The organism is Salmonella enterica subsp. diarizonae (assembly GCF_008692785.1).
GTDB lineage: Bacteria > Pseudomonadota > Gammaproteobacteria > Enterobacterales > Enterobacteriaceae > Salmonella > Salmonella diarizonae.
The window spans coordinates 197,307-219,589 of record NZ_VXJV01000006.1; the positions used below are offsets into that span (position 1 = coordinate 197,307).

General features: G+C 53.1%; 18 protein-coding genes and 1 tRNA gene. 12 read left to right on the forward strand and 7 right to left on the reverse strand.

The genetic code is table 11. The features are described from left to right. Positions 1 to 91 precede the first annotated feature (91 nt). Complete coding sequence (gene lrp, locus F4V72_RS14045; protein WP_000228469.1) at positions 92 to 586, reverse strand: leucine-responsive transcriptional regulator Lrp; 495 nt, start codon at positions 584 to 586, stop codon at positions 92 to 94. A gap of 547 nt (positions 587 to 1,133) precedes the next feature. Here lrp and trxB point away from each other — a divergent pair. The 5 genes from trxB to infA all read left to right on the forward strand — a co-directional run bounded on the left by trxB (position 1,134) and on the right by infA (position 6,984). Then, entirely contained in the window at positions 1,134 to 2,102 is a 969-nt protein-coding gene (gene trxB, locus F4V72_RS14050) for a thioredoxin-disulfide reductase (protein ID WP_023248445.1), read from the forward strand. Between the two features lie 114 nt (positions 2,103 to 2,216). Then, positions 2,217 to 3,983 carry a heme ABC transporter permease/ATP-binding protein CydD gene (gene cydD, locus F4V72_RS14055; protein WP_136058384.1) on the forward strand — a complete coding sequence of 589 codons (1,767 nt, stop codon included), beginning with the start codon at positions 2,217 to 2,219 and terminating at the stop codon, positions 3,981 to 3,983. Then, complete coding sequence (cydC, locus tag F4V72_RS14060) at positions 3,984 to 5,705, forward strand: heme ABC transporter ATP-binding protein/permease CydC (RefSeq protein WP_023248447.1); 1,722 nt, start codon at positions 3,984 to 3,986, stop codon at positions 5,703 to 5,705. A gap of 44 nt (positions 5,706 to 5,749) precedes the next feature. Then, positions 5,750 to 6,454, forward strand: coding sequence for a leucyl/phenylalanyl-tRNA--protein transferase (gene aat / locus F4V72_RS14065; RefSeq protein ID WP_023248448.1), 705 nt, complete (start codon positions 5,750 to 5,752; stop codon positions 6,452 to 6,454). A 311-nt stretch (positions 6,455 to 6,765) separates the two neighbouring features. Continuing rightward, positions 6,766 to 6,984 (forward strand): translation initiation factor IF-1, encoded by a 219-nt coding sequence (infA, locus tag F4V72_RS14075; protein ID WP_001040187.1) that lies wholly within the window; start codon positions 6,766 to 6,768, stop codon positions 6,982 to 6,984. Between the two features lie 90 nt (positions 6,985 to 7,074). On the opposite strand, the gene F4V72_RS14080 is transcribed toward infA, so the two are convergent. Continuing rightward, positions 7,075 to 7,986 carry a LysR family transcriptional regulator gene (locus F4V72_RS14080; RefSeq protein WP_053509596.1) on the reverse strand — a complete coding sequence of 304 codons (912 nt, stop codon included), beginning with the start codon at positions 7,984 to 7,986 and terminating at the stop codon, positions 7,075 to 7,077. Positions 7,987 to 8,094: 108 nt separating this feature from the next. Here F4V72_RS14080 and F4V72_RS14085 point away from each other — a divergent pair, with 108 nt between their 5' ends. The 3 genes from F4V72_RS14085 to F4V72_RS14095 all read left to right on the forward strand — a co-directional run bounded on the left by F4V72_RS14085 (position 8,095) and on the right by F4V72_RS14095 (position 9,887). After that, entirely contained in the window at positions 8,095 to 8,955 is an 861-nt protein-coding gene (locus F4V72_RS14085; RefSeq protein ID WP_053530125.1) for a pirin family protein, read from the forward strand. Positions 8,956 to 8,974: 19 nt separating this feature from the next. Beyond that, positions 8,975 to 9,652 carry a hydrolase gene (locus tag F4V72_RS14090; RefSeq protein WP_053530124.1) on the forward strand — a complete coding sequence of 226 codons (678 nt, stop codon included), beginning with the start codon at positions 8,975 to 8,977 and terminating at the stop codon, positions 9,650 to 9,652. A 147-nt stretch (positions 9,653 to 9,799) separates the two neighbouring features. After that, a tRNA-Ser gene (locus tag F4V72_RS14095) sits at positions 9,800 to 9,887 on the forward strand. A gap of 367 nt (positions 9,888 to 10,254) precedes the next feature. Here the strand turns inward: F4V72_RS14095 and clpA are convergent. Beyond that, positions 10,255 to 12,531 carry an ATP-dependent Clp protease ATP-binding subunit ClpA gene (gene clpA, locus F4V72_RS14105; protein WP_023249478.1) on the reverse strand — a complete coding sequence of 759 codons (2,277 nt, stop codon included), beginning with the start codon at positions 12,529 to 12,531 and terminating at the stop codon, positions 10,255 to 10,257. 30 nt (positions 12,532 to 12,561) lie between these two features. After that, positions 12,562 to 12,882 (reverse strand): ATP-dependent Clp protease adapter ClpS, encoded by a 321-nt coding sequence (gene clpS / locus F4V72_RS14110; RefSeq protein ID WP_000520786.1) that lies wholly within the window; start codon positions 12,880 to 12,882, stop codon positions 12,562 to 12,564. Positions 12,883 to 13,205: 323 nt separating this feature from the next. On the opposite strand from clpS, the gene cspD reads away from it, so the two are divergent. Next, a complete protein-coding gene (gene cspD, locus F4V72_RS14115) occupies positions 13,206 to 13,427 on the forward strand; it encodes a cold shock-like protein CspD (protein ID WP_000447499.1) in 222 nt (73 codons plus the stop codon). Positions 13,428 to 13,565: 138 nt separating this feature from the next. Here the strand turns inward: cspD and macB are convergent, their stop codons facing one another. Together macB and macA are read right to left on the reverse strand one after the other, a co-directional pair. After that, positions 13,566 to 15,512 (reverse strand): macrolide ABC transporter ATP-binding protein/permease MacB, encoded by a 1,947-nt coding sequence (gene macB / locus F4V72_RS14120; RefSeq protein ID WP_023249477.1) that lies wholly within the window; start codon positions 15,510 to 15,512, stop codon positions 13,566 to 13,568. Beyond that, entirely contained in the window at positions 15,509 to 16,627 is a 1,119-nt protein-coding gene (macA, locus tag F4V72_RS14125) for a macrolide transporter subunit MacA (protein WP_023249476.1), read from the reverse strand. The genes macB and macA overlap by 4 nt, the downstream gene beginning before the upstream one ends. A gap of 145 nt (positions 16,628 to 16,772) precedes the next feature. On the opposite strand from macA, the gene F4V72_RS14130 reads away from it, so the two are divergent. Further along, complete coding sequence (locus F4V72_RS14130) at positions 16,773 to 17,723, forward strand: VirK/YbjX family protein (protein ID WP_023249475.1); 951 nt, start codon at positions 16,773 to 16,775, stop codon at positions 17,721 to 17,723. Here F4V72_RS14130 and F4V72_RS14135 read toward each other — a convergent pair. Next, on the reverse strand, positions 17,720 to 19,378 hold the full coding sequence (locus tag F4V72_RS14135; RefSeq protein ID WP_023249474.1) for an ATP-dependent endonuclease: 1,659 nt from the start codon (positions 19,376 to 19,378) through the stop codon (positions 17,720 to 17,722). The two genes, F4V72_RS14130 and F4V72_RS14135, sit on opposite strands and share 4 nt — an antisense overlap. Positions 19,379 to 19,578: 200 nt before the next feature. On the opposite strand from F4V72_RS14135, the gene F4V72_RS14140 reads away from it, so the two are divergent. Together F4V72_RS14140 and hcp are read left to right on the forward strand one after the other, a co-directional pair. After that, entirely contained in the window at positions 19,579 to 20,478 is a 900-nt protein-coding gene (locus F4V72_RS14140) for a lysine exporter LysO family protein (RefSeq protein WP_023249473.1), read from the forward strand. A 143-nt stretch (positions 20,479 to 20,621) separates the two neighbouring features. Continuing rightward, positions 20,622 to 22,274: a hydroxylamine reductase gene (gene hcp, locus F4V72_RS14145; protein ID WP_136058385.1), complete on the forward strand. Its 1,653-nt coding sequence runs from the start codon at positions 20,622 to 20,624 to the stop codon at positions 22,272 to 22,274. Positions 22,275 to 22,283 lie beyond the last annotated feature (9 nt).

A 22,283-nucleotide genomic window follows, 5' to 3' on the forward strand; every position in this document is an offset into this window, starting at 1 on the left:
ACGGACAACAGCACCGGGTTACCCCGGCACTGTTGCTGTATGGATTAACAGGAGTGTAATCAAACTACGGCGATTTTGCACCTGTTCCGTGTTAGCGTGTCTTAATAACCAGACGATTACTCTGTTTTACCTCTTCCATCACTACGTAAGTTCGGGTGTCGTTCACACCTGGCAAGCGCAGCAACGTCTCTCCCAATAATTTTCGATACGCTGACATATCCGGTACACGGGTTTTCAACAGGTAATCGAAATCGCCGGAAACCAAATGACACTCCTGAATCTCTTCAAGCTTTTGCACGGCGGCGTTAAACTGTTCAAACACGTCCGGCGCGCCGCGATTTAAGGTAATCTCAACGAATACCAGAAGTGACGCATCCAGATAATGCGGGTTCAGCAGCGCCGTATAGCCCTGGATAAACCCCTGTCGTTCCAGCCGACGTACACGCTCAAGGCAAGGTGTCGGCGAAAGTCCTACTCGTTTAGAAAGCTCGACGTTGGAAATACGCCCATCCTTTTGCAGTTCATTAAGAATGTTACGATCGATACGGTCGAGATCTTTGCCAGGGCGCTTCTTGCTATCTACCATTATTATTGTCTCTCTGTATTCCTTCCCTACTCCTGCCTGACTCTACTCACATCACTGTTCAGAGTCGCTGCCCATCACAATAGACCGAAACCCAGAGGGATTAACGGCGCGCAATGCCTGGGTCTATGGTGAGAAGACCGTTGCCTCGCGGCAGCTATCAACATCACGAATGGCGTCTGTCCACGCCATGCGTAGATTTCACTAGCCCGGTAAACATGGTATTTACATGCATGATTATGCAGCACATACATAACACAGTTTTTTTCTTCCTCGAATGTTTTCGCAAAACAGCAGGTGATTGTCAAAGCAAAACATCGTTTTTTAGTACAACATGCCAGTTATTCATTAGAGAGGGCGGTAAACTGTCATTTTGTCACCTTATAAGTCACCGATTTTAAGTAAAATTTGTGATAATCACGCCGCTGTAGTGGTCGTTCATCGGTTCATGCTATTACACGTATTGTTAACAAAATCGTTATGCTCTTTTTTTACGTCTGTAAATTCCCTACAATTCTGCCCATTGTCTGCCAACAACTATGGGGATCTCATGGGCACGACCAAACACAGTAAGCTGCTTATTCTGGGCTCAGGACCGGCGGGATATACCGCGGCGGTGTATGCCGCGCGCGCAAATTTACAGCCGGTACTTATTACCGGTATGGAAAAAGGCGGTCAACTGACTACCACGACGGAAGTGGAAAACTGGCCCGGCGATCCAAACGATCTAACCGGTCCTCTGCTGATGGAACGCATGCATGAACACGCGGAAAAATTTGCTACTGAGATCATTTTCGATCACATCAATAGCGTGGATCTGCAACACCGTCCCTTCCGCCTGAAGGGCGACAACGGCGAGTATACCTGCGATGCGTTAATTATCGCGACCGGCGCTTCCGCGCGCTATCTGGGTCTGCCGTCTGAAGAAGCCTTTAAAGGACGCGGCGTTTCCGCCTGCGCAACCTGCGACGGTTTCTTCTACCGCAATCAGAAAGTGGCGGTGATCGGCGGCGGCAACACAGCGGTTGAAGAAGCGCTTTATCTGTCCAACATCGCTTCGGAAGTGCACCTTATCCATCGCCGTGACGGTTTCCGCGCTGAAAAAATCCTGATTAAGCGCCTGATGGATAAAGTCGAAAATGGCAATATCATCCTGCACACCAACCGGACGCTGGAAGAAGTGACCGGCAATCAGATGGGTGTCACCGGTCTGCGTCTTCGCGACACGCAGCAGAGCGATAATATAGAGACTCTGGACGTCGCCGGACTTTTCGTGGCCATCGGTCATAGCCCAAACACGGCGATCTTCGAAGGGCAGCTTGCGCTGGAAAATGGTTATATCAAAGTTCAGTCCGGCACCCATGGCAACGCCACACAAACCAGCATCCCTGGCGTATTCGCGGCGGGTGACGTCATGGATCATATTTACCGTCAGGCGATCACCTCTGCAGGTACGGGCTGTATGGCGGCGCTGGATGCCGAACGCTATCTCGATGGTCTGGCCGACGCGAGCAAATAGTTTTTACAAATCAGTAACAAAAGTAAAAAAGGCGACTATAAGTCGCCTTTATTTTTGCGTCGTTGTAACATTGCCCCAGCCTGAAATTCCAATAACTCACCTGCTAAGCGTGCAATGAATAAAACCCGTCAAAAAGAGCTGACCCTCTGGTTAAAACAGCAAAGCGTAATCTCCCAACGGTGGTTAAATATTTCCCGCCTGTTGGGGCTCATGAGTGGCGTATTAATTGTCGCTCAGGCCTGGATCATGGCGCGTATCCTGCAGCATATGATCATGGAGAATATTCCACGGGAAGCGCTGTTGCTCCCTTTTATCCTGCTGATACTGGTCTTTGTCCTCCGCGCCTGGGTGGTGTGGTTGCGCGAGCGCGTCGGTTTTCATGCCGGGCAGCATATTCGCTTTGAGATCCGCCGTCAGGTGTTGGATCGTCTGCAGCAAGCCGGCCCCGCCTGGATTCAGGGCAAACCCGCCGGGAGCTGGGCAACGCTGGTGCAGGAGCAGATTGACGATATGCATGACTATTATGCGCGCTATCTGCCGCAAATGGCGCTTGCCATTTGCGTACCGCTCTTAATCGTGGCGGCGATTTTCCCGTCAAATTGGGCGGCGGCGCTGATTCTGCTGGGTACCGCCCCGCTCATTCCCTTATTTATGGCGATGGTGGGGATGGGCGCGGCTGACGCCAATCGCCGCAATTTCCTGGCGCTTGCCCGACTAAGCGGCCATTTTCTTGACCGTCTGCGCGGGATGGAAACGCTGCGAATTTTCGGTCGCGGCGAAGCGGAAACCGACAGCATTCGCGCAGCATCACAGGATTTTCGTCAGCGCACGATGGAAGTACTGCGCCTCGCCTTTTTATCTTCCGGCGTGCTGGAGTTTTTCACCTCGCTTTCTATTGCGCTGGTCGCCGTTTATTTTGGCTTCTCTTACCTGGGCGAACTGAACTTTGGTCATTACGGTACCGGCGTGACGCTCGCCGCCGGGTTCCTCGCCTTAATCCTCGCGCCGGAGTTTTTCCAGCCGTTACGCGACCTCGGCACGTTTTATCATGCTAAGGCGCAGGCGGTTGGCGCGGCGGATAGTCTGAAAACTTTTCTGGAAACCCCCCTCGCCCACCCGGCGCGCGGCGAAGTTGAGTTGGCGGAAAACGAACCTGTAACCATTGACGCGATCGATCTCATTATCACCTCGCCAGAAGGCAAAACGCTTGCCGGGCCGCTGAATTTCTCATTAGCGGCAGGAGAACGCGCCGTCCTGGTAGGACGCAGCGGTTCCGGTAAAAGCTCTCTGCTGAATGTACTATCCGGTTTTCTCTCCTATCAGGGATCTTTGCGTATTAACGGTGTCGAGCTTCGCGAGCTCTCGCCGGAATCCTGGCGCCAGCATCTCTCCTGGGTCGGACAAAACCCGCAATTACCTGCGGCGACGCTACGCGAAAACGTATTACTGGCGCGCCCGGATGCCAGTGAGCAGGAACTTCACGCCGCGCTTGACGCCGCATGGGTAAGCGAGTTTTTACCGCTGCTACCGCAGGGAGTGGATACTCCGCTCGGCAATCATGCCAGCAGACTTTCTGTCGGCCAGGCGCAGCGTGTAGCGGTCGCCCGTGCGCTACTTAACCCCTGTCAACTGCTGCTGCTGGATGAACCGGCGGCAAGCCTGGACGCTCACAGCGAGCAGCGCGTCATGCAGGCGTTAAAAGCGGCGTCAAAACGCCAGACCACATTAATGGTGACGCATCAACTGGAAGACCTCGCCGACTGGGATGCTATCTGGGTTATGCAAGATGGCGCGATTGTCGAACAAGGCAGTTATGCCGAACTCAGCGCCGCCAACGGCGCTTTTGCGACGTTATTGGCTCACCGTCAGGAGGATATTTAAATGCGCGCGCTACTCCCTTATCTGACGCTTTATAAACGCCACAAATGGATGCTAACGCTGGGAATTGCGCTGGCAATCCTGACCCTGCTTGCCAGTATCGGGCTACTGACGCTTTCCGGCTGGTTCCTGTCTGCGTCCGCTATTGCAGGCTTCGCGGGAATTTACAGTTTTAACTATATGCTCCCGGCGGCAGGCGTTCGCGGCGCAGCCATTACCCGTACCGCCGGTCGTTATTTTGAACGTCTGGTAAGTCATGACGCCACCTTCCGCGTGCTGCAACATCTGCGTATTTATACCTTTAGCAAACTTTTACCGCTCTCCCCCGCGGGTCTGGCGCGTTATCAGCAAGGTGAACTGCTGAATCGCATCGTTGCCGACGTCGACACGCTGGATCATCTCTATTTGCGCGTCATCTCCCCGCTGGTCGGCGCTTTTGTGGTGATTATGATTGTCACCCTGGGGCTCAGCATTCTCGACGTTACGCTGGCGATCACGCTGGGCGGCATTATGCTGTTGACGCTGTTTATTATGCCGCCAGTGTTTTATCGCGCCGGCAAAAATACCGGCCAAAATCTGACGCATCTACGTGGTCAGTATCGCCAGCAACTCACGTCATGGTTACAGGGCCAGGCGGAACTCACCATTTTTGGCGCCAGCAAACGCTATCGGGCGCAAATGGAAGCCACCGAATTACAATGGCATGAGGCCCAACGCCGGCAGTCTGAACTGACCGCCTTATCGCAGGCGTTGATGCTGCTGATTGGCGCGTTGGCGGTGATGTTAATGTTGTGGATGGCCTCCGGCGGCGTTGGCGGCAATACGCAGCCCGGCGCGCTCATCGCGCTGTTTGTCTTCTGCGCGCTGGCGGCTTTCGAGGCGCTTGCGCCCGTTACTGGTGCATTTCAGCATCTGGGACAGGTTATCGCCTCCGCACTTCGTATTACTGAGTTAACGGAGCAAAAACCGGAGGTGGCCTTTCCGCAGACAGAATCTCTCGCGCTGGAAAAGGTCACGCTCACCCTGCGGGACGTTTCGTTTCGTTATCCCGACCAGCCGATTAATGCGCTCAGTGCCCTTTCATTACAGGCTACCCCTGGCGAACATGTCGCTATTCTGGGGCGTACCGGCTGCGGAAAATCAACGCTGTTGCAGCTACTCACCCGCGCCTGGGACCCGCAACAAGGCGAAATTCTGCTCAACGATCTTCCGCTATCCTCGCTGAGCGAATCCGCCTTACGCCGGACTATCAGCGTGGTGCCGCAGCGTGTCCACCTGTTCAGCGCCACGCTGCGTGATAATTTATTACTGGCGGCGCCCAATGCCAGCGACGAAGCCCTTTCCGACATGCTGCGTCGCGTCGGCCTCGAAAAACTGCTTGAAGATAGTGGGCTTAATAGCTGGCTCGGCGAAGGCGGTCGACTGCTATCCGGCGGCGAACTTCGTCGTCTGGCCATCGCTCGCGCGCTGTTGCATGATGCCCCGTTAATGCTGTTGGATGAACCTACTGAGGGATTAGATGCGACCACCGAGAGCGAAATGCTGGAATTACTTGCCGATGTGATGCGCGAGAAAACCGTCCTGATGGTGACTCACCGTTTGCGCGGTCTGGCCCGTTTTGATCAAATTATCGTAATGGACGACGGACGCATCATTGAGCGGGGTACTCATGCAGAATTGTTAGCCGGACAAGGGCGCTATTATCAGTTTAAACAACGTCTGTAAGCTATTATTGAACGATCCGACTTGCGTACTGGAGTTTCGCCGTCATGCGTCTGGTTCAGCTTTCCCGACATTCTATCGCCTTCCCTTCGCCTGAAGGCGCTTTACGCGAGCCTAACGGTTTACTGGCGCTGGGCGGCGATCTCAGCCCTGCCCGGTTGTTAATGGCCTACCAGCACGGGATTTTTCCGTGGTTTTCGCCGGGCGATCCGATTCTGTGGTGGTCGCCCGATCCGCGTGCCGTGCTGTGGCCTGAAAAGTTTCACCTCAGTCGCAGCATGAAACGCTTTCACAACGCCTCCCCTTACCGTGTGACGCTCAATTATGCTTTCGACCGGGTCATTGATGGATGCGCCAATCACCGTGACGAAGGCACCTGGATAACGCGCGGCATTGAGGAAGCCTATCGCCGATTACATGAATTGGGCCACGCGCACTCCATTGAAGTGTGGTGCGATCAGGAATTGGTCGGCGGGATGTATGGCGTCTCGCAGGGGGCGCTGTTTTGCGGCGAATCGATGTTTAGCCGCCAGGAGAATGCCTCTAAAACCGCACTGCTGGTTTTTTGCGCTGAATTTACTCATCACGGCGGAAAACTTATTGATTGTCAGGTACTTAATAGTCATACCGCCTCGCTCGGCGCAATTGAAATTCCACGTCGCGACTACCTCGATCACCTCGTGTGCTTACGCCAACAGCCGCTGACCTCCCATTTTTGGGTACCACGTACATTATTTTTGCCCCGGAAGTGAATGTTTTCGGCACATTTTTTATTGGGGTGTTATAATTGCTGCCGCAGAATTGGTTTAGCTCATTATCCCGCAGCCCGCTGTCAGGTAACGCCCATCGTTTATTTCACCGTTCCCTTATATGTTGCGCTTATGTCGATACATCAGGCGGTAGTATCAGGGAAAAGGTGTATAGCGCGGCGTTGTCGTGTGTCGCGGAATCATGCGCTAAACCTGGTTTGCTGTGTTTTAAACGCACAAATCTTTACTTATCAAAAGAACTTCGGCATTATCTTGCCGGTTCAAATTATGGTAGTGATACCCCAGAGGATTAGATGGCCAAAGAAGACAATATTGAAATGCAAGGTACCGTTCTCGAAACGTTACCTAATACCATGTTCCGCGTAGAGTTAGAAAACGGTCACGTGGTTACTGCACACATCTCCGGTAAAATGCGTAAGAACTACATCCGCATCCTGACGGGCGACAAAGTGACCGTTGAGCTGACCCCGTACGACCTGAGCAAAGGCCGCATTGTCTTCCGTAGTCGCTAATTGTCCCCCTACGCCCTGAAGGGCGACTGGATAAAAGGTCGGTTTAACCGGCCTTTTTTGCGTCCATTAAATAGATGAATGACGAGCAGGTTACTCTTCCACCATGCGCGCATACTCTTCTGTCAAAAAATCGACCAACGCGCGTACGGAAGGTAATAATCCTCGCCGGGATGGAAACACAGCATGAATCACCTCCCGCCGGGGCTCCCACTCTTCCAGCACTGCGACCAGTTCACCGGCGGCCAGTTGTTCTTTCACCATTAAAATAGGCAACTGAACAAGTCCCACGCCCGCCATCGCCGCCTCGCGTAGCGCCAACATGTCGGTGGTAATCATACGCGGGGTGAAATGGACTTCCGCACGCGCGCCCTGCGGGCCATAAAGTTCCCAGCGGTGGATATGCTTACCTGATGCAAGACTTAGCCCTGGCCAATGGCTCAACTCCGCCGGGGCGGAAGGGCTTCCCATCCGTGCGATGAGATCCGGGCTGGCAAACAGACGATGCCCTCTGTCGGCCAGGACGCGCATCACCAGATCGCTATCCTCAAACGGGCGTGGCCTGACGCGAATCGCCACATCCACCCCCTCCCCTACGACGTCCACCCGACGATTGGTCGCTTCAAGTTGTAGCGAAACATCAGGATAGCGCGCCATAAACTTCGCCAGCATTGGGCCGATGTGTACATGCAGCAGCGTCACTGGGCAGGTCAGCTTCACGATACCGCGAGGTTCTACCTGCAACGCGGCAATGGCATCCTGCGCCGCCTGAGCTTCCACCAGCATCGCTTTACAGTGCTCATAGAATGTTTGCCCCACTTCGGTAACGTTAAACTGCCGCGTGGTTCGCTGAATCAATCGCACGCCCAGCCGCTCCTCCAGTTGCGCAATACGCCGACTCAGTTTTGATTTTGGTTCATCAAGCGCCCGCCCCGCCGCAGCAAACCCCCCCTCTTCGACCACATGTACAAACCACGCAAAATCATTGAGATCCGTTTTTATCATTACATTGTCCTATTAATGGAACGGTATGAGCCATTTTAGCCACTACCGAACCTTTTGTCATGAATATAAGCTTATTCACATCAAGACAGCGCCATTGAGGAGAACACCATGAAACAGATTACAGGCGTCTATACCGCACCTCGCCCGCACTGGGTTGGCGATGGATTTCCGGTTCGTTCACTCTTTTCTTATCAGTCACATGCGCAGCAGTTGAGTCCATTTCTGCTGCTGGATTATGCCGGGCCGCACTCATTTACGCCAGGTAATGAAAAACGCGGCGTTGGAGAACATCCACACCGCGGTTTCGAGACCGTGACGATTGTTTATAGCGGCGAAGTCGAGCATCGGGACTCTACCGGTCGCGGAGGCGTTATCGGCCCGGGCGACGTTCAGTGGATGACCGCAGGCGCAGGTATTTTGCATGAAGAGTTCCACTCCGACGCCTTTACCCGTCAGGGTGGCGAACTGGAAATGGTGCAGTTGTGGGTCAACCTTCCAATGAAGGACAAAATGACCACCCCGGGTTATCAAAGCATCAACCACGATGTTATCCCGACCGTTACGTTGCCGGATGACGCCGGAACCGTGCGCATCATCGCGGGGCGTTATGAAGAGACAAAAGGCCCGGCGCATACTTTCTCGCCGCTCAATGTCTGGGATATGCGCCTGCAACGCAATCGCCAGCTCACGCTGTCTCAGTCGGAAGGATGGAGTACCGCGCTGGTGGTACTGAAAGGCAATATCACGGTGAACGGCACGACGCCGGTCAACGAAGCGCAACTGGTGGTATTGAGCCAGCAAGGGAAAACGCTGCACCTTGAGGCCAGCAGCGACGCCAGCGTATTGCTGTTATCAGGCGAGCCGCTGAATGAACCGATTGTGGGTTACGGCCCATTTGTTATGAACACGAAACAAGAGATCGCAGAAGCAGTACGCGATTTCAACTCCGGCCGTTTTGGCCAAATCTGAAAACATGAAGGAGAACACGATGTCCAGTCCTGCTAATTTTAATGGTTTGCGCCCAGTAATTGATGTTAACGATTCCGTGATGCTTTTAATCGATCATCAAAGCGGTCTTTTCCAGACCGTAGGCGATATGCCAATGCCGGAATTACGCGCTCGCGCAGCGGCGTTGGCGAAGATGGCGACGCTAGCGAAAATGCCGGTCATCACCACAGCATCCGTACCGCAAGGTCCGAACGGCCCGCTGATCCCGCAGATCCACACTAATGCGCCGCATGCGCAGTACATTGCGCGCAAAGGTGAAATTAACGCCTGGGATAACGAAGATTTCGTTAACGCGGTAAAAGCGACCGGTCGTAAGACGCTGATCATTGCCGGGACGATTACCAGCGTATGCATGGCATTCCCGGCCATTAGCGCGGTAGCGGAAGGTTATAAGGTATTTGCCGTGATCGACGCCTCCGGCACCTACAGCAAGATGGCGCAGGAGATCACCCTGGCACGTATCGTGCAGGCTGGCGTCGTACCGATGGATACCGCCGCGGTCGCCTCTGAGCTGCAAGGCACCTGGAACCGTGAAGACGCCGCCGCGTGGGCCGACGTTTATACTCAGGTATTCCCGGCATATCAACTGCTGATCGAAAGCTACAGCAAAGCGCAGGATGTGGTGAAAAACAACGAGATGTTGGATTCACAGCGCTAATTTGCCTCCCCGCGCCAGTTTGGGCGGGGATTATGTCTATTGCATGAGCAAACGACAGTGAATATGTAAATTCTGCTTGACCGTTTTAGCGCAACTCCCTATAGTAGCGCCCCGTTGCCCCCAAGCGGTCAGGCAGCAATACAATATGGTGAGGTGTCCGAGTGGCTGAAGGAGCACGCCTGGAAAGTGTGTATACGGCAACGTATCGGGGGTTCGAATCCCCCCCTCACCGCCATATTAAAGAAAGAGCTCGTACGAAAGTACGGGCTTTTTTTTCACATAAAGCCACCCTACAGGGGGGATGAGAACACCCGACCGGGGTTCGACAACTGGCGCAGCCAGTTGGACAGACGACGAGCCTGCGAGGAGTCTGCCCGCAGGGCGAGCGCAGCGAGTCAATCCCCCCCTCACCGCCATCTTAAAGAAAGAGCTCGTACGAAAGTACGGGCTTTTTTTTCGTATATTGCCCCATCATTGCCGGATGGCGGCACAGGCGTCTTATCCGGCCTACCGCGAGCACAGCGCCATCAGACATGAATACTATTATCCGGCGTAAAAAAACCGGGCGCTAAGGCCCGGTTTGTACGACAGTGAAACGAAGATTAATGCGCGGCTTCCGGCTTATGCTTTTGCGCACTCTGAAAGCCATACGTCAACGCATTTTTCTCTTTATCCAGCGCGACGGTGACCTGTCCGCCGTCAACCAGCGATCCAAACAGCAACTCATTGGCCAGTGGTTTTTTCAGGTTATCCTGAATCACACGCGCCATTGGTCGTGCGCCCATCGCCCGGTCATAGCCCTTTTCCGCCAGCCAGTCGCGCGCTTCCTGACTAACTTCCAGGGAGACGCCTTTCTGATCCAACTGAGCCTGCAACTCGACGATAAACTTATCGACAACCTGATGAATCACCTCGCCAGACAGATGATCGAACCAAATAATGTTGTCGAGACGGTTACGGAACTCCGGCGTAAACACTTTCTTGATCTCACCCATCGCATCGGTACTGTTGTCCTGATGAATAAGACCAATAGATTTACGTTCGGTTTCTCGCACGCCGGCGTTGGTGGTCATCACCAGCACCACGTTACGGAAATCCGCCTTACGGCCGTTGTTATCGGTCAGCGTACCGTTATCCATCACTTGTAGCAGCAGGTTAAAGACATCCGGGTGTGCTTTTTCGATCTCATCCAGCAGTAGCACCGCATGAGGATGCTTAATCACTGCATCCGTCAGCAGCCCGCCCTGGTCGAAACCGACGTATCCCGGAGGCGCGCCGATCAGACGGCTCACCGTATGACGTTCCATATATTCGGACATATCGAAACGCAGCAGCTCAATACCCAGCGCTTTTGAAAGCTGTACCGTAACTTCGGTTTTCCCTACGCCAGTTGGCCCGGCGAACAAGAACGAGCCGACAGGTTTATGCTCATGGCCCAGCCCCGCACGACTCATCTTAATAGCTTCGGTCAACGCCTCAATCGCGTTATCCTGGCCGAAAACCAGCATTTTCAGTCGATCGCCCAGATTCTTCAGCGTATCGCGATCGCTCTGCGAGACGCTCTTTTCAGGAATTCGCGCAATTCGCGCCACTACGGACTCAATATCCGCCACGTTGACCGTTTTCTTACGTTTGCTCACCGGCATCAGACGCGCCCGAGCGCCCGCTTCGTCAATCACGTCAATGGCTTTATCCGGCAGATGCCGGTCATTGATATATTTTACCGCCAGCTCAACCGCAGCACGCACCGCTTTCGCGGTATAACGCACGTCGTGGTGCGCTTCGTACTTAGGTTTCAAGCCGTTGATAATTTGCACCGTCTCTTCCACCGAAGGCTCGGTAATATCAATTTTCTGGAAACGGCGCGCTAATGCGCGGTCTTTCTCAAAGATATTGCTGAATTCCTGATAGGTTGTTGAGCCGATCACCCGGATCTTGCCGCTGGAGAGCAGCGGTTTAATCAGATTTGCCGCATCCACCTGTCCGCCAGACGCCGCGCCCGCGCCGATAATGGTATGGATTTCATCGATAAACAGGATGCTGTTGGTATCCTGCTCAAGCTGTTTCAGCAACGCCTTAAACCGTTTTTCAAAATCGCCGCGATATTTGGTGCCCGCCAGCAGCGAACCGATATCCAGCGAGTATAGGGTGCAATCGGCCATCACTTCCGGCACATCACCCTGTACTATACGCCAGGCCAGTCCTTCGGCAATCGCCGTTTTGCCGACGCCGGATTCCCCCACCAGCAACGGGTTATTTTTACGGCGACGACACAATACCTGGATCGCGCGTTCCAGTTCTTTTTCACGACCAATCAGCGGATCGATGCCGCCCACGCGAGCAAGTTGGTTAAGATTCGTCGTGAAGTTTTCCATACGTTCCTCCCCGCCAGCTTGTTCGTCGCTAGTTGGCTGATTGCCGAGATCGGAAGATTGGCTCGGTTCGTCTTTTCGCGTCCCGTGAGAAATAAAGTTCACGACATCCAGACGGCTCACTTCATGCTTACGCAGCAGATAAGCCGCCTGTGATTCCTGTTCGCTAAAGATAGCCACCAGCACATTCGCGCCAGTCACTTCACTGCGCCCGGAAGACTGAACATGGAAGACAGCGCGTTGCAGGACACGCTGGAAACTTAACGTCGGCTGCGTATCACGCTCTTCTTCACTGGCAGGCAGTACGGGTGTGGTTTGTTCAATGAAGGCTTCGAGTTCCTGACGGAGCGCCACCAGATCCACGGAGCATGCTTCCAGCGCTTCGCGAGCCGATGGGTTGCTGAGTAGCGCCAGCAACAGATGCTCGACGGTCATAAACTCATGACGGTGCTCGCGCGCTCTGGCGAAAGCCATGTTTAAACTGAGTTCCAGTTCTTGATTGAGCATAGGCACCTCCCCCAATTTTTATACCTGCATTCAGGCTTTTTCCAGCGTACACAGCAACGGATGCTCGTTCTCCCTTGCATACTTGTTCACCATCGCCACTTTGGTTTCCGCCACTTCGGCGGTAAACACGCCACAGATGGCTTTGCCTTGATAGTGAACTGCAAGCATCAATTGCGTTGCACGTTCTACATCATAAGAAAAGAATTTTTGTAACACGTCAATAACAAACTCCATCGGAGTGTAATCATCATTGACTAATATCACTTTATACATAGATGGTGGTTTCAGCGCGTCGCGCACGTTATCTTCCACCAACTGGTCAAAATCCAGCCAATCGTTCGTCTTACCCATTGTCAGTCGTCATTATCGGTTACGGTTGCCGGCAGGAAAATCTGCCGCTGACCAGAGTCTATGCACACAATCAATCTACCTCAATTGATAGATAACTAACATCTATCAGTACCATCCGCGACCTCTGTCACATTCCCGGCAATAGCGTTAACTGCTTCAAATTTTTGATTCATTTTTACCCGTTTCCCCCTGCCTGATGCTTGACGCCTCGCCTGATTTCTCTAAATTGTACTGTCGAGAGTTGGTGAGGTTTTGAACAGCCCCCACTCCGTCACCGGTTCATTCCATCTTACTTATATAAGATTTACGAAGGATGTCGAAGCATGGAAACGGGTACTGTAAAGTGGTTCAACAATGCCAAAGGGTTTGGTTTCATCTGCCCTGAAGGCGGCGGCGAGGATATTTTCGCCCATTACTCCACCATTCAGATGGATGGTTACAGAACGCTTAAAGCCGGGCAGTCTGTCCGGTTTGATGTACACCAGGGGCCAAAAGGCAATCACGCCAGCGTCATCGTGCCCATCGAAGCAGAGGCCGTTGCATAGCTCCTCTGTCTCATTGTGTACATCCAGGAGGCAAAATGCCAGCCCGATCGGCTGGCATTTTTATTTCTGGCTGATAACGCCATTGCCTGAAGGTGACGCTATTGCGTCTTGTCAGACCTACAAATGACGTCAGCAAGATTACTCCCTTGCCAGCGCATCCACCGGGTCCAGTCGCGCCGCGTTTCTCGCCGGTAGCCAGCCAAACAGTATCCCAGTAAACGTCGAACATAAAAACGCGCTCGCCAGCGCAGTCAGTGAAAAACCGATCTCCCAGCCGGGCAGGAAAAACTGTAGCATAAATGCGATTAACATCGACACGCTAATCCCCAGCGCCCCGCCAACCAGACAGACCAGCACCGCTTCAATAAGAAACTGCTGTAGCACATCGCTGGCGCGTGCGCCTACCGCCATACGGATGCCGATTTCACGCGTTCGCTCGGTGACGGAAACCAGCATAATATTCATAACGCCGATGCCGCCGACAACCAGCGAAATGACGGCCACCAGCGTCAGAAATAACTGAAGAGTATAGGTGGTTTTTTCAGCAGTTTTCAGGACGCTGTCCATATTCCAGGTGAAGAAGTCTTTTTTACCGTGACGTAATGTGAGCAGGCGGGTAAGCTGCTGTTCAGCCAGATCGCTATTAACGCCATCCTTCACACGAACGGTGATCGAATTAAGCCATGACTGACCCATTATGCGATCTGACATCGTGCTGTAGGGCAACCAAACTTGCAACAGATTGCTATTGCCGTACATGGACTGTTTCTCTTTCGCCACGCCAATAACAATAACCGGCATATTACCCACCAGCACCACTTCCCCTACGACATTCGCTTTATTTGGAAATAGCTGGCGTCGCGTGTTGGCATCCAGCACCACCACCTGCGCGCGATCCCGTTGCTGTACCGTATTGAAGGTATTCCCCTCGCTAAAGGACATGCCGTAAACGTTAAAATAATCGCCACTAACGCCATTAGCATTTACGGCAATATCAATATTGCCATAGCGAAGACGTAAGCTCTTTGAAACGCTGGGCGTCGCAGAGTTAACCCACGGCTGTTTCTGAATAGCGACCAGATCATCATATTTCAGCACCTGGCGATACTGTGGGTTGTCGTCACCGAAATCTTTGCCCGGATGAATATCAATCGTGTTAGTGCCCATTGCGCGGATATCCGCCAGCACCATCTGTTTTGCGGCGTCGCCGACCACCACAATCGACACCACCGACGCAATACCGATAATAATTCCCAGCATGGTAAGTAAAGTACGCATTTTATTAGCAGCCATTGCTAACCACGCCATCGCCAGCGCTTCGCGAAAGCTGCTGGCAAATTGACGCCAGCCGGAAGCCATATTAACCGCGGCAGTGGTAACGCCTTGTTCGCGTTTCTTTTCCTGCGCGAGCGGGTTATGGACAATCTTGCCATCGTGAATTTCAATAACGCGCTCAGCCTGGGCGGCAACCAGCGGATCATGCGTCACAATGATCACCGTATGTCCGCGATCGCGCAGTTGGTGCAAAATCGCCATCACCTCTTCGCCGGAGTGACTATCCAGCGCGCCGGTCGGCTCATCCGCCAGAATCACTTGTCCGCCGTTCATCAGCGCGCGGGCAATACTGACACGCTGCTGCTGTCCACCAGAAAGCTGCGAAGGATGATAATCGACGCGATCGCTTAGTCCCAATCGCTGGAGCAACTCCCTGGCGCGTGCCTGTCGTTTTTTGCATTCAATGCCAGCGTAGACGGCAGGGATTTCAACGTTTTGCGCCGCCGTTAAATGCGACAACAGATGGTAGCGCTGAAAGATAAAGCCAAAATGCTCACGCCGCAGCTGCGCCAGCGCGTCCGGGTCCAGAGTCGAGACGTCCTGCCCCGCCACCCGATAAGTGCCGCTGGTCGGTTTATCCAGGCACCCAAGGATATTCATCAGCGTTGATTTTCCAGAACCGGAAACGCCGACAATCGCCACCATCTCCCCGGCGTGGATTTGCAGGGAGATATCTTTCAACACCGCCACCTGCTCTTCTCCGGAGGGGTAGCTGCGGCTCACATTGCACAGTTCAAGCAATGCCGTCATGGCGTCGCTCCCGGCCTGTCCTCGCCGATGATCACTTCATCGCCCGCTTCCAGACCTTTAACCACTTCTACGTCTGTATCATTACGCTCGCCAATGACGACTTCACGCTCACGTTTTTCGCCGTTACGCAACAGCGCCACTTTATAACGATTGTCGCCCACCGGTTCGCCAAGCGCGGCGAGGGGAATAATCAGCACATTTTTTACATCCATGAGTTGAATATAAACCTGCGCGGTCATATCAAGACGCAAAATTCTTTTGGGGTTCGGGACTTCAAACCGGGCGTAATAAAAAATAGCGTCGTTGATCTTTTCCGGCGTCGGCAGAATATCTTTTAAAACGCCTTCATAGCGCGTTTGCGGATCGCCTGCAATGGTGAACCATGCTTTCTGCCCCGCTCGAAGGTGGATCACGTCCGCTTCTGAGACCTGCGCTTTTACCAACATGGTGCTCATATCCGCCAGCGTCAGAATATTAGGCGCCTGCTGAGCTGCAATCACCGTTTGTCCTTGCAGGGTAGTGATTTGCGTCACTTCCCCCGCCATCGGGGCAACAATACGGGTATATTCCAGGTTGGTTTTCGCGGTGTCCAAAGAGGCCCGATTACGTTTGATCTGGGCATCAATGGTGCCAATACGCGCCTGTTTAACCGCCATCTCCGTCGCGGCGGTATCCAGATCCTGTTGCGATACCGCCTGAGTCTTAGCTAACTGCTGCTGGCGCGTCAGCGTAACCCGCGCCAGTTTTAACTCAGCGGCCGCCTGCTGACGCTCCGCGTTCAGCTCCATCAGGGTGGCCTCGACCTCTTTTATCTGGTTCTCCGCCTGCTCGGGATCAATCACGCCGAGTAGCTGATCCTTTTTAACGTTATCGCCAATAGAGACCAGCAGCGTTTTCAACTGGCCGCTCACCTGCGCGCCGACATCCACTTTACGCAACGCGTCCAGTTTTCCAGTCGCCAGTACACTCTGTTCAAGATCGCCTGGCCGCACGATTAATGTCTGATAAGTTGGCAGCGGCGCATTTAGCATTCGCCAGCCAGCTATCCCCCCTACTAAAAGAATTAAAATAATGACCAGATAACGCTTTTTAAATTTCTTTCCCTTAGCACGCATAGAAATCCTGACGGCAAAATTTTAACCAGAAAGTAAACCGAATCTAAACAAACCTAACGTAATAAAGATAACGCCGGCCGTATTGACGATTGGTTAATGTTTCCTGTGGTTCAATCTCGACAATCTTATGTCGCGGATTACGATCATGACACAGCTTACAGATAATACCTGGTACACTTCAGATTACATCTCTCCTTTACAATTATTTATTCGTCTGACGCGCGGGCAATTACAGCCAGGAAAATTCTGGCGTAAAGCCAGCTTTCGTCGCAAGTTTTTAATCCGCTCATTAGTCATGCCGCGTGCGACCAGCCAATTACTGACGAATCTTACCCAGTGGCCGGAGTTAAATACTTTACTTGCTCGTCAGCCGCGTTTGCCTATTCGGCTACATCGTCCTTATATGGCTGTAAATATTAAACGCGATTTCGCCTTAGATGCTCTGTGTTTTCATTATCAACAGATGCGCCAGCTTTTATCGCGGGAACAACAAGTTAGCTATTTAAGTCAGTATGGCCTGAATCTTGCTAAATTTGAAACTAAAACCGGCGAGTTGTTTCAACTTGATTTAGTCAGTCTGGTCTCACTGGATAAAGAAGGTGAAAGCACCATTGTTGTTCGCGACGCACAGTTACGTATTCTGGCAGAGATCACATTTACCCTGTGTCGCTTTAATCAACAACGCACACTATTTATCGGCGGATTACAGGGCGCGGCAAACGACGTCCCTCACGATGTTATCCAGCAGGCGACCAAAGCCTGCCATGGTCTTTTTCCTAAACGCATCGTGATGGAGGCTCTCTGTCAGTTTGCGCAAGTCTTTCAGGCAGAGCAGATTATAGCCGTGAGTAACGATGCGCACGTTTACCGTAGCTGGCGATACATGGATAAAAAGACGCAAATGCATGCCGACTATGACGCGTTTTGGGAATCGTTAGGCGGTGAACGGATTAAAGGGAATTACTATGCACTACCGCTGGCGATCGCCCGAAAAAGCGAAGCGGAGATCGCCAGTAAAAAACGGGCCGAGTATCGTCGTCGCTATGCTTTACTCGATAGTATCGTCGAACAGGTTCCGGCCATATTCAAACGCTAATCCGCCCGGCCTCGCGCCAGCCAAACCACGCGCGAAAACATCTTTTTGAACAGCGGCGGCACGGCGTCAATTCCCCGCCGCCCGGCTTCCATCGCGACTTCAATCGCCAAATCCGGCTTTGACGAGCGATGGATAGCTTTAGTGATAATTTTTCGGGTATTCATCGGCACATTAGGCGGTAGCTGCGCAACCCGGTGAAAAACATCGGCAAAGCCCTGGCGGTACATAAAATGCTCCATATCCAGTGCAGGCAGCGCGGTGAGATGCTCGCGCTCTTCTTCCCGATCGTTATTGAGCAGGCTGCGGACCGTCGCGGCATATTTTTTCCCCGCTTCGTCGCCATCCACCAGGACATGCCACTCGATTCCCATACGACGAGCAAACTTCACCAGCGGTTTCAGACCGGACTGAGCAAACTCAATGACTTTAATGCCTTCCGCATCAAAATGATGTCCACACTGGCGCGCCAGCTCATTAATAACCCAGGTCTCCGTCTCGCCTTCCACCAGCAGCCAGCAACGCGCAAACAGCGACGACGCGCGATTAAAGCGGATATGAAAGGCGATGCGCCGTCCATCTTCTGCGCTTAATCCCCCCGGGCCCAGGCGCCAGGCGGCGACACGGGAAGACTCGCGCACCAGCCGTACGACATGCTCCACCGGCGTTAGCGAGAGCAGTTCGCCTGAGTTGGTTGTCGCTATCCGCTGTAGCGGTAACAGATTGAGCAATTGCCAGGCGACCGAGAGCATAATGGGATGTAAACGGGTTTCCGGATCTTCCACCAGCAATAACGGTCGCGCGTCTTTATGTAACCGCAGTGTCCCCTTCGCCTGTAACAACGTGGAGAAAAGCCCCAGCAGGATCACCCGATGCGACCGGCTGCCCGGTTTGTCGATCATCCGATTAATAATATCCAGATAGCGCCAGCTACGCTGTTCATTTTGCGAACGCCGGCGCATGAGTCGGTGACGGGCCTGTCCTGCGCCCTGCTCTGAAAAATAGTGTTCAAGCAGTTGCACCATCGCGGACAGTCCCTGACGAATCTGTCCATCGGTTAAATTTTGCGGCCGGGTCGCCAGCTCACGCGCCAGAAAATCCAGTTGCCGGGCCGTGACTTCAACATCCGGCACATTGGGCACCGTACCGTTGCGAATACGTCGCATAAAACGCGCATCGCGCAAGCGTAGCACTGGCATCAGACGAACCAGGTGGCGTACCTGATTGTTAATATTTTCAACCGGCAATGGCTGCCCATCGCTATTGAGAAAACTGCGCAGCGTCATCACGCTGCCATCGGCGCCGCATTCGCCCTCAAGCCGATAAAAAATACGATGAAAATCATCCTGGCAAGGCGACCAGCATGCTTCCAGCGCCCGATAACGACGTACCCGATGCCGCCCTGGCTGCGTTTCGCGAAAAGTCAGAATAATATGCAGGTGATGCTCGCGTCCTTTTATGTCGCCAGGCGGAAACCAGAAATCCTCACGGACAAAATGGTAGAGATCGAGTTCCGGAGACAGTAACAGAGTCAGCGCATCCAGCAGGCTGGATTTGCCCCAGGCGTTCTCCCCAATCAGCACGTTGTTTTGCTCCAGCATCAACGACAGCCGGTTGATACCGCGAAATCCTACTATTTCAACGCGTTCGAGAATCATACTTCCTCCAGAAAAGCGTCACCACTCCATTAAACTCACCGCAGTATAACGGCAAATGCTTCCGCCTGGCGTGATATTCCCCCCTTTGCCCGGGGCAACTGTCTGATAAATGTACGGCTGACGGTGTCGCTTTACTGATAGTCTGGAATTCGGTAGTGTCATGTACGCTACTCAAACAATAAAAAAGGGCCCGGCTGTTCATGTTTTCAGGACTTTTAATCATTCTGGTTCCACTGATTGTGGGCTATCTCATTCCACTGCGACATAAAGCCGCATTACAACTCATTAATCGACTACTGAGCTGGATCGTGTACCTTATTCTCTTTTTTATGGGAATAAGCCTGGCGTTTTTGGATAACCTCGCCAGTAATCTGGTCGCGATTTTTCATTATTCCGCCGTCAGTATTACCATCATTTTATTGTGCAATATCGCCGCATTATTCTGGCTGGATCGTACCCTCCCGTGGCGTCACCATCATCAGCAGGAAAAACTGCCTTCGCGTATTGCCATGGCGCTGGAGTCGCTGCAACTGTGCGGCGTGGTGGTATTGGGATTTGTTATCGGCCTGAGCGGACTCTCTGTTTTACAACACGCCACGGAAGCCAGTGAATATACGCTGATCTTTTTATTGTTCCTGGTGGGGATTCAGCTACGAAATAGCGGCATGACCTTAAAGCAAATTGTGCTTAACCGCCGGGGAATGATTGTCGCGGTCGTTGTCGTGGCAAGTTCATTACTGGGCGGCGTGATTAATGCGTTTATCCTCGACTTACCGCTAAAAACCGCTCTGGCGATGGCGTCAGGTTTCGGCTGGTACTCTCTTTCCGGTATTTTGCTGACGGAGTCGTTTGGACCGGTTATTGGTAGCGCGGCATTTTTTAACGATCTGGCCCGCGAACTTTTGGCCATTATGCTTATTCCCGGTCTGGTTCGCCGCAGCCGTTCAACGGCGTTGGGCCTGTGCGGAGCAACCTCAATGGACTTTACGTTGCCGGTATTACAGCGCTCCGGCGGCGTAGAGATTGTTCCGGCGGCCATCGTTCATGGCTTTATCCTCAGCCTGCTGGTACCACTCTTAATGGCGTTCTTCTCGGCCTGATACCTCTCTGGCGGTAGGCATCTACCGCCAAAATTGCGCTAAATCAATCTCCCTGCAAATTATGGCAGAAATCCCTTTTATCCCTTTGTTCACAGGCATAACCTTAAACATGTATATTAAATATAACTTTAAAGGGTGTGACCATGTTTTGTGTGCAATGTGAACAAACCATCCGTACGCCAGCCGGAAACGGCTGCTCCTACGCGCAGGGAATGTGCGGTAAAACGGCTGAAACGTCCGATCTGCAGGATCTGCTGATTGCGGCCTTGCAGGGTTTGTCTGCCTGGGCGGCGAAAGCCCGTGAATATGGCATCATTAATCACGACGTTGATAGCTTTGCACCGCGCGCGTTTTTCTCCACGCTGACCAACGTTAACTTCGACTCTCCGCGTATCGCCGGCTACGCCCGTGACGCTATCGCCATGCGTGAAGCATTGAAAGCCCAGTGCCTGAGCGTGGATGCCAATGCGTATTGCGACAATCCGATGGCTAATCTGCAACTGGTTAGCGACGATCTGGGCGAGCTGCAACGTCAGGCGGTAGAATTTACCCCGAATAAAGATAAAGCCGCCATTGGCGAGAACATCCTCGGCCTGCGTCTGCTGTGCCTGTACGGTCTGAAAGGCGCGGCGGCTTACATGGAGCACGCGCACGTTCTTGGGAAGTCAGACAACGATATCTACACCCAGTACCACAAAATCATGGCCTGGCTAGGCACCTGGCCTGCCGACATGAACGCGCTGCTGGAGTGCGCAATGGAAATCGGTCAGATGAACTTTAAAGTGATGAGCATTCTGGATGCCGGTGAAACCAGCAAATATGGACACCCGACGCCGACTCAGGTCAACGTCAAAGCGACTGAAGGCAAGTGCATTCTGATCTCCGGTCACGATCTGAAAGATCTCTACAACCTGCTGGAGCAGACCGAAGGCACCGGCGTTAACGTCTATACTCACGGTGAAATGCTGCCCGCACATGGCTATCCGGAATTGCGTAAATTCAAGCATCTGATCGGTAACTACGGCAGCGGCTGGCAGAATCAGCAGGTCGAGTTCGCCCGCTTCCCTGGCCCAATCGTGATGACCTCGAACTGCATTATCGACCCGACCGTGGGCAGCTATGACGACCGTATCTGGACCCGTAGCATCGTCGGCTGGCCGGGCGTTAGCCATCTTGAAGGCGACGACTTCGGGCCGGTAATCGCCCAGGCGCAGCAGATGGCGGGCTTCCCGTATAGCGAAATCCCGCATCTCATCACCGTCGGTTTTGGCCGTCAGACCCTGCTCGGCGCTGCCGATACGCTGATCGATCTGGTCAGTCGTAAAAAACTGCACCACATCTTTCTGGTCGGCGGCTGTGACGGCGCGCGCGGCGAGCGCAACTACTTTACCGATTTCGCCACCAGCGTACCGGATGACTGCCTGATCCTGACTCTGGCGTGCGGTAAATACCGTTTCAACAAACTGGAGTTTGGCGACATCGAAGGGCTGCCGCGTTTGGTCGATGCCGGTCAGTGTAACGATGCTTACTCCGCGATTATCCTGGCGGTGACGCTGGCGGAAAAACTGGGCTGCGGCGTAAACGATCTGCCGCTATCACTGGTGCTCTCATGGTTTGAGCAGAAAGCGATCGTTATTCTGCTGACGCTGCTGTCATTAGGCGTGAAAAATATTGTCACCGGTCCGACCGCGCCGGGCTTCTTCACGCCGGATCTGCTGGCTATCCTCAACGAGAAGTTCGGTCTGCGTTCCGTGACCACCGTTGAAGAAGACATGAAGCAATTGCTGAGCGCGTAAGGAGGTCAA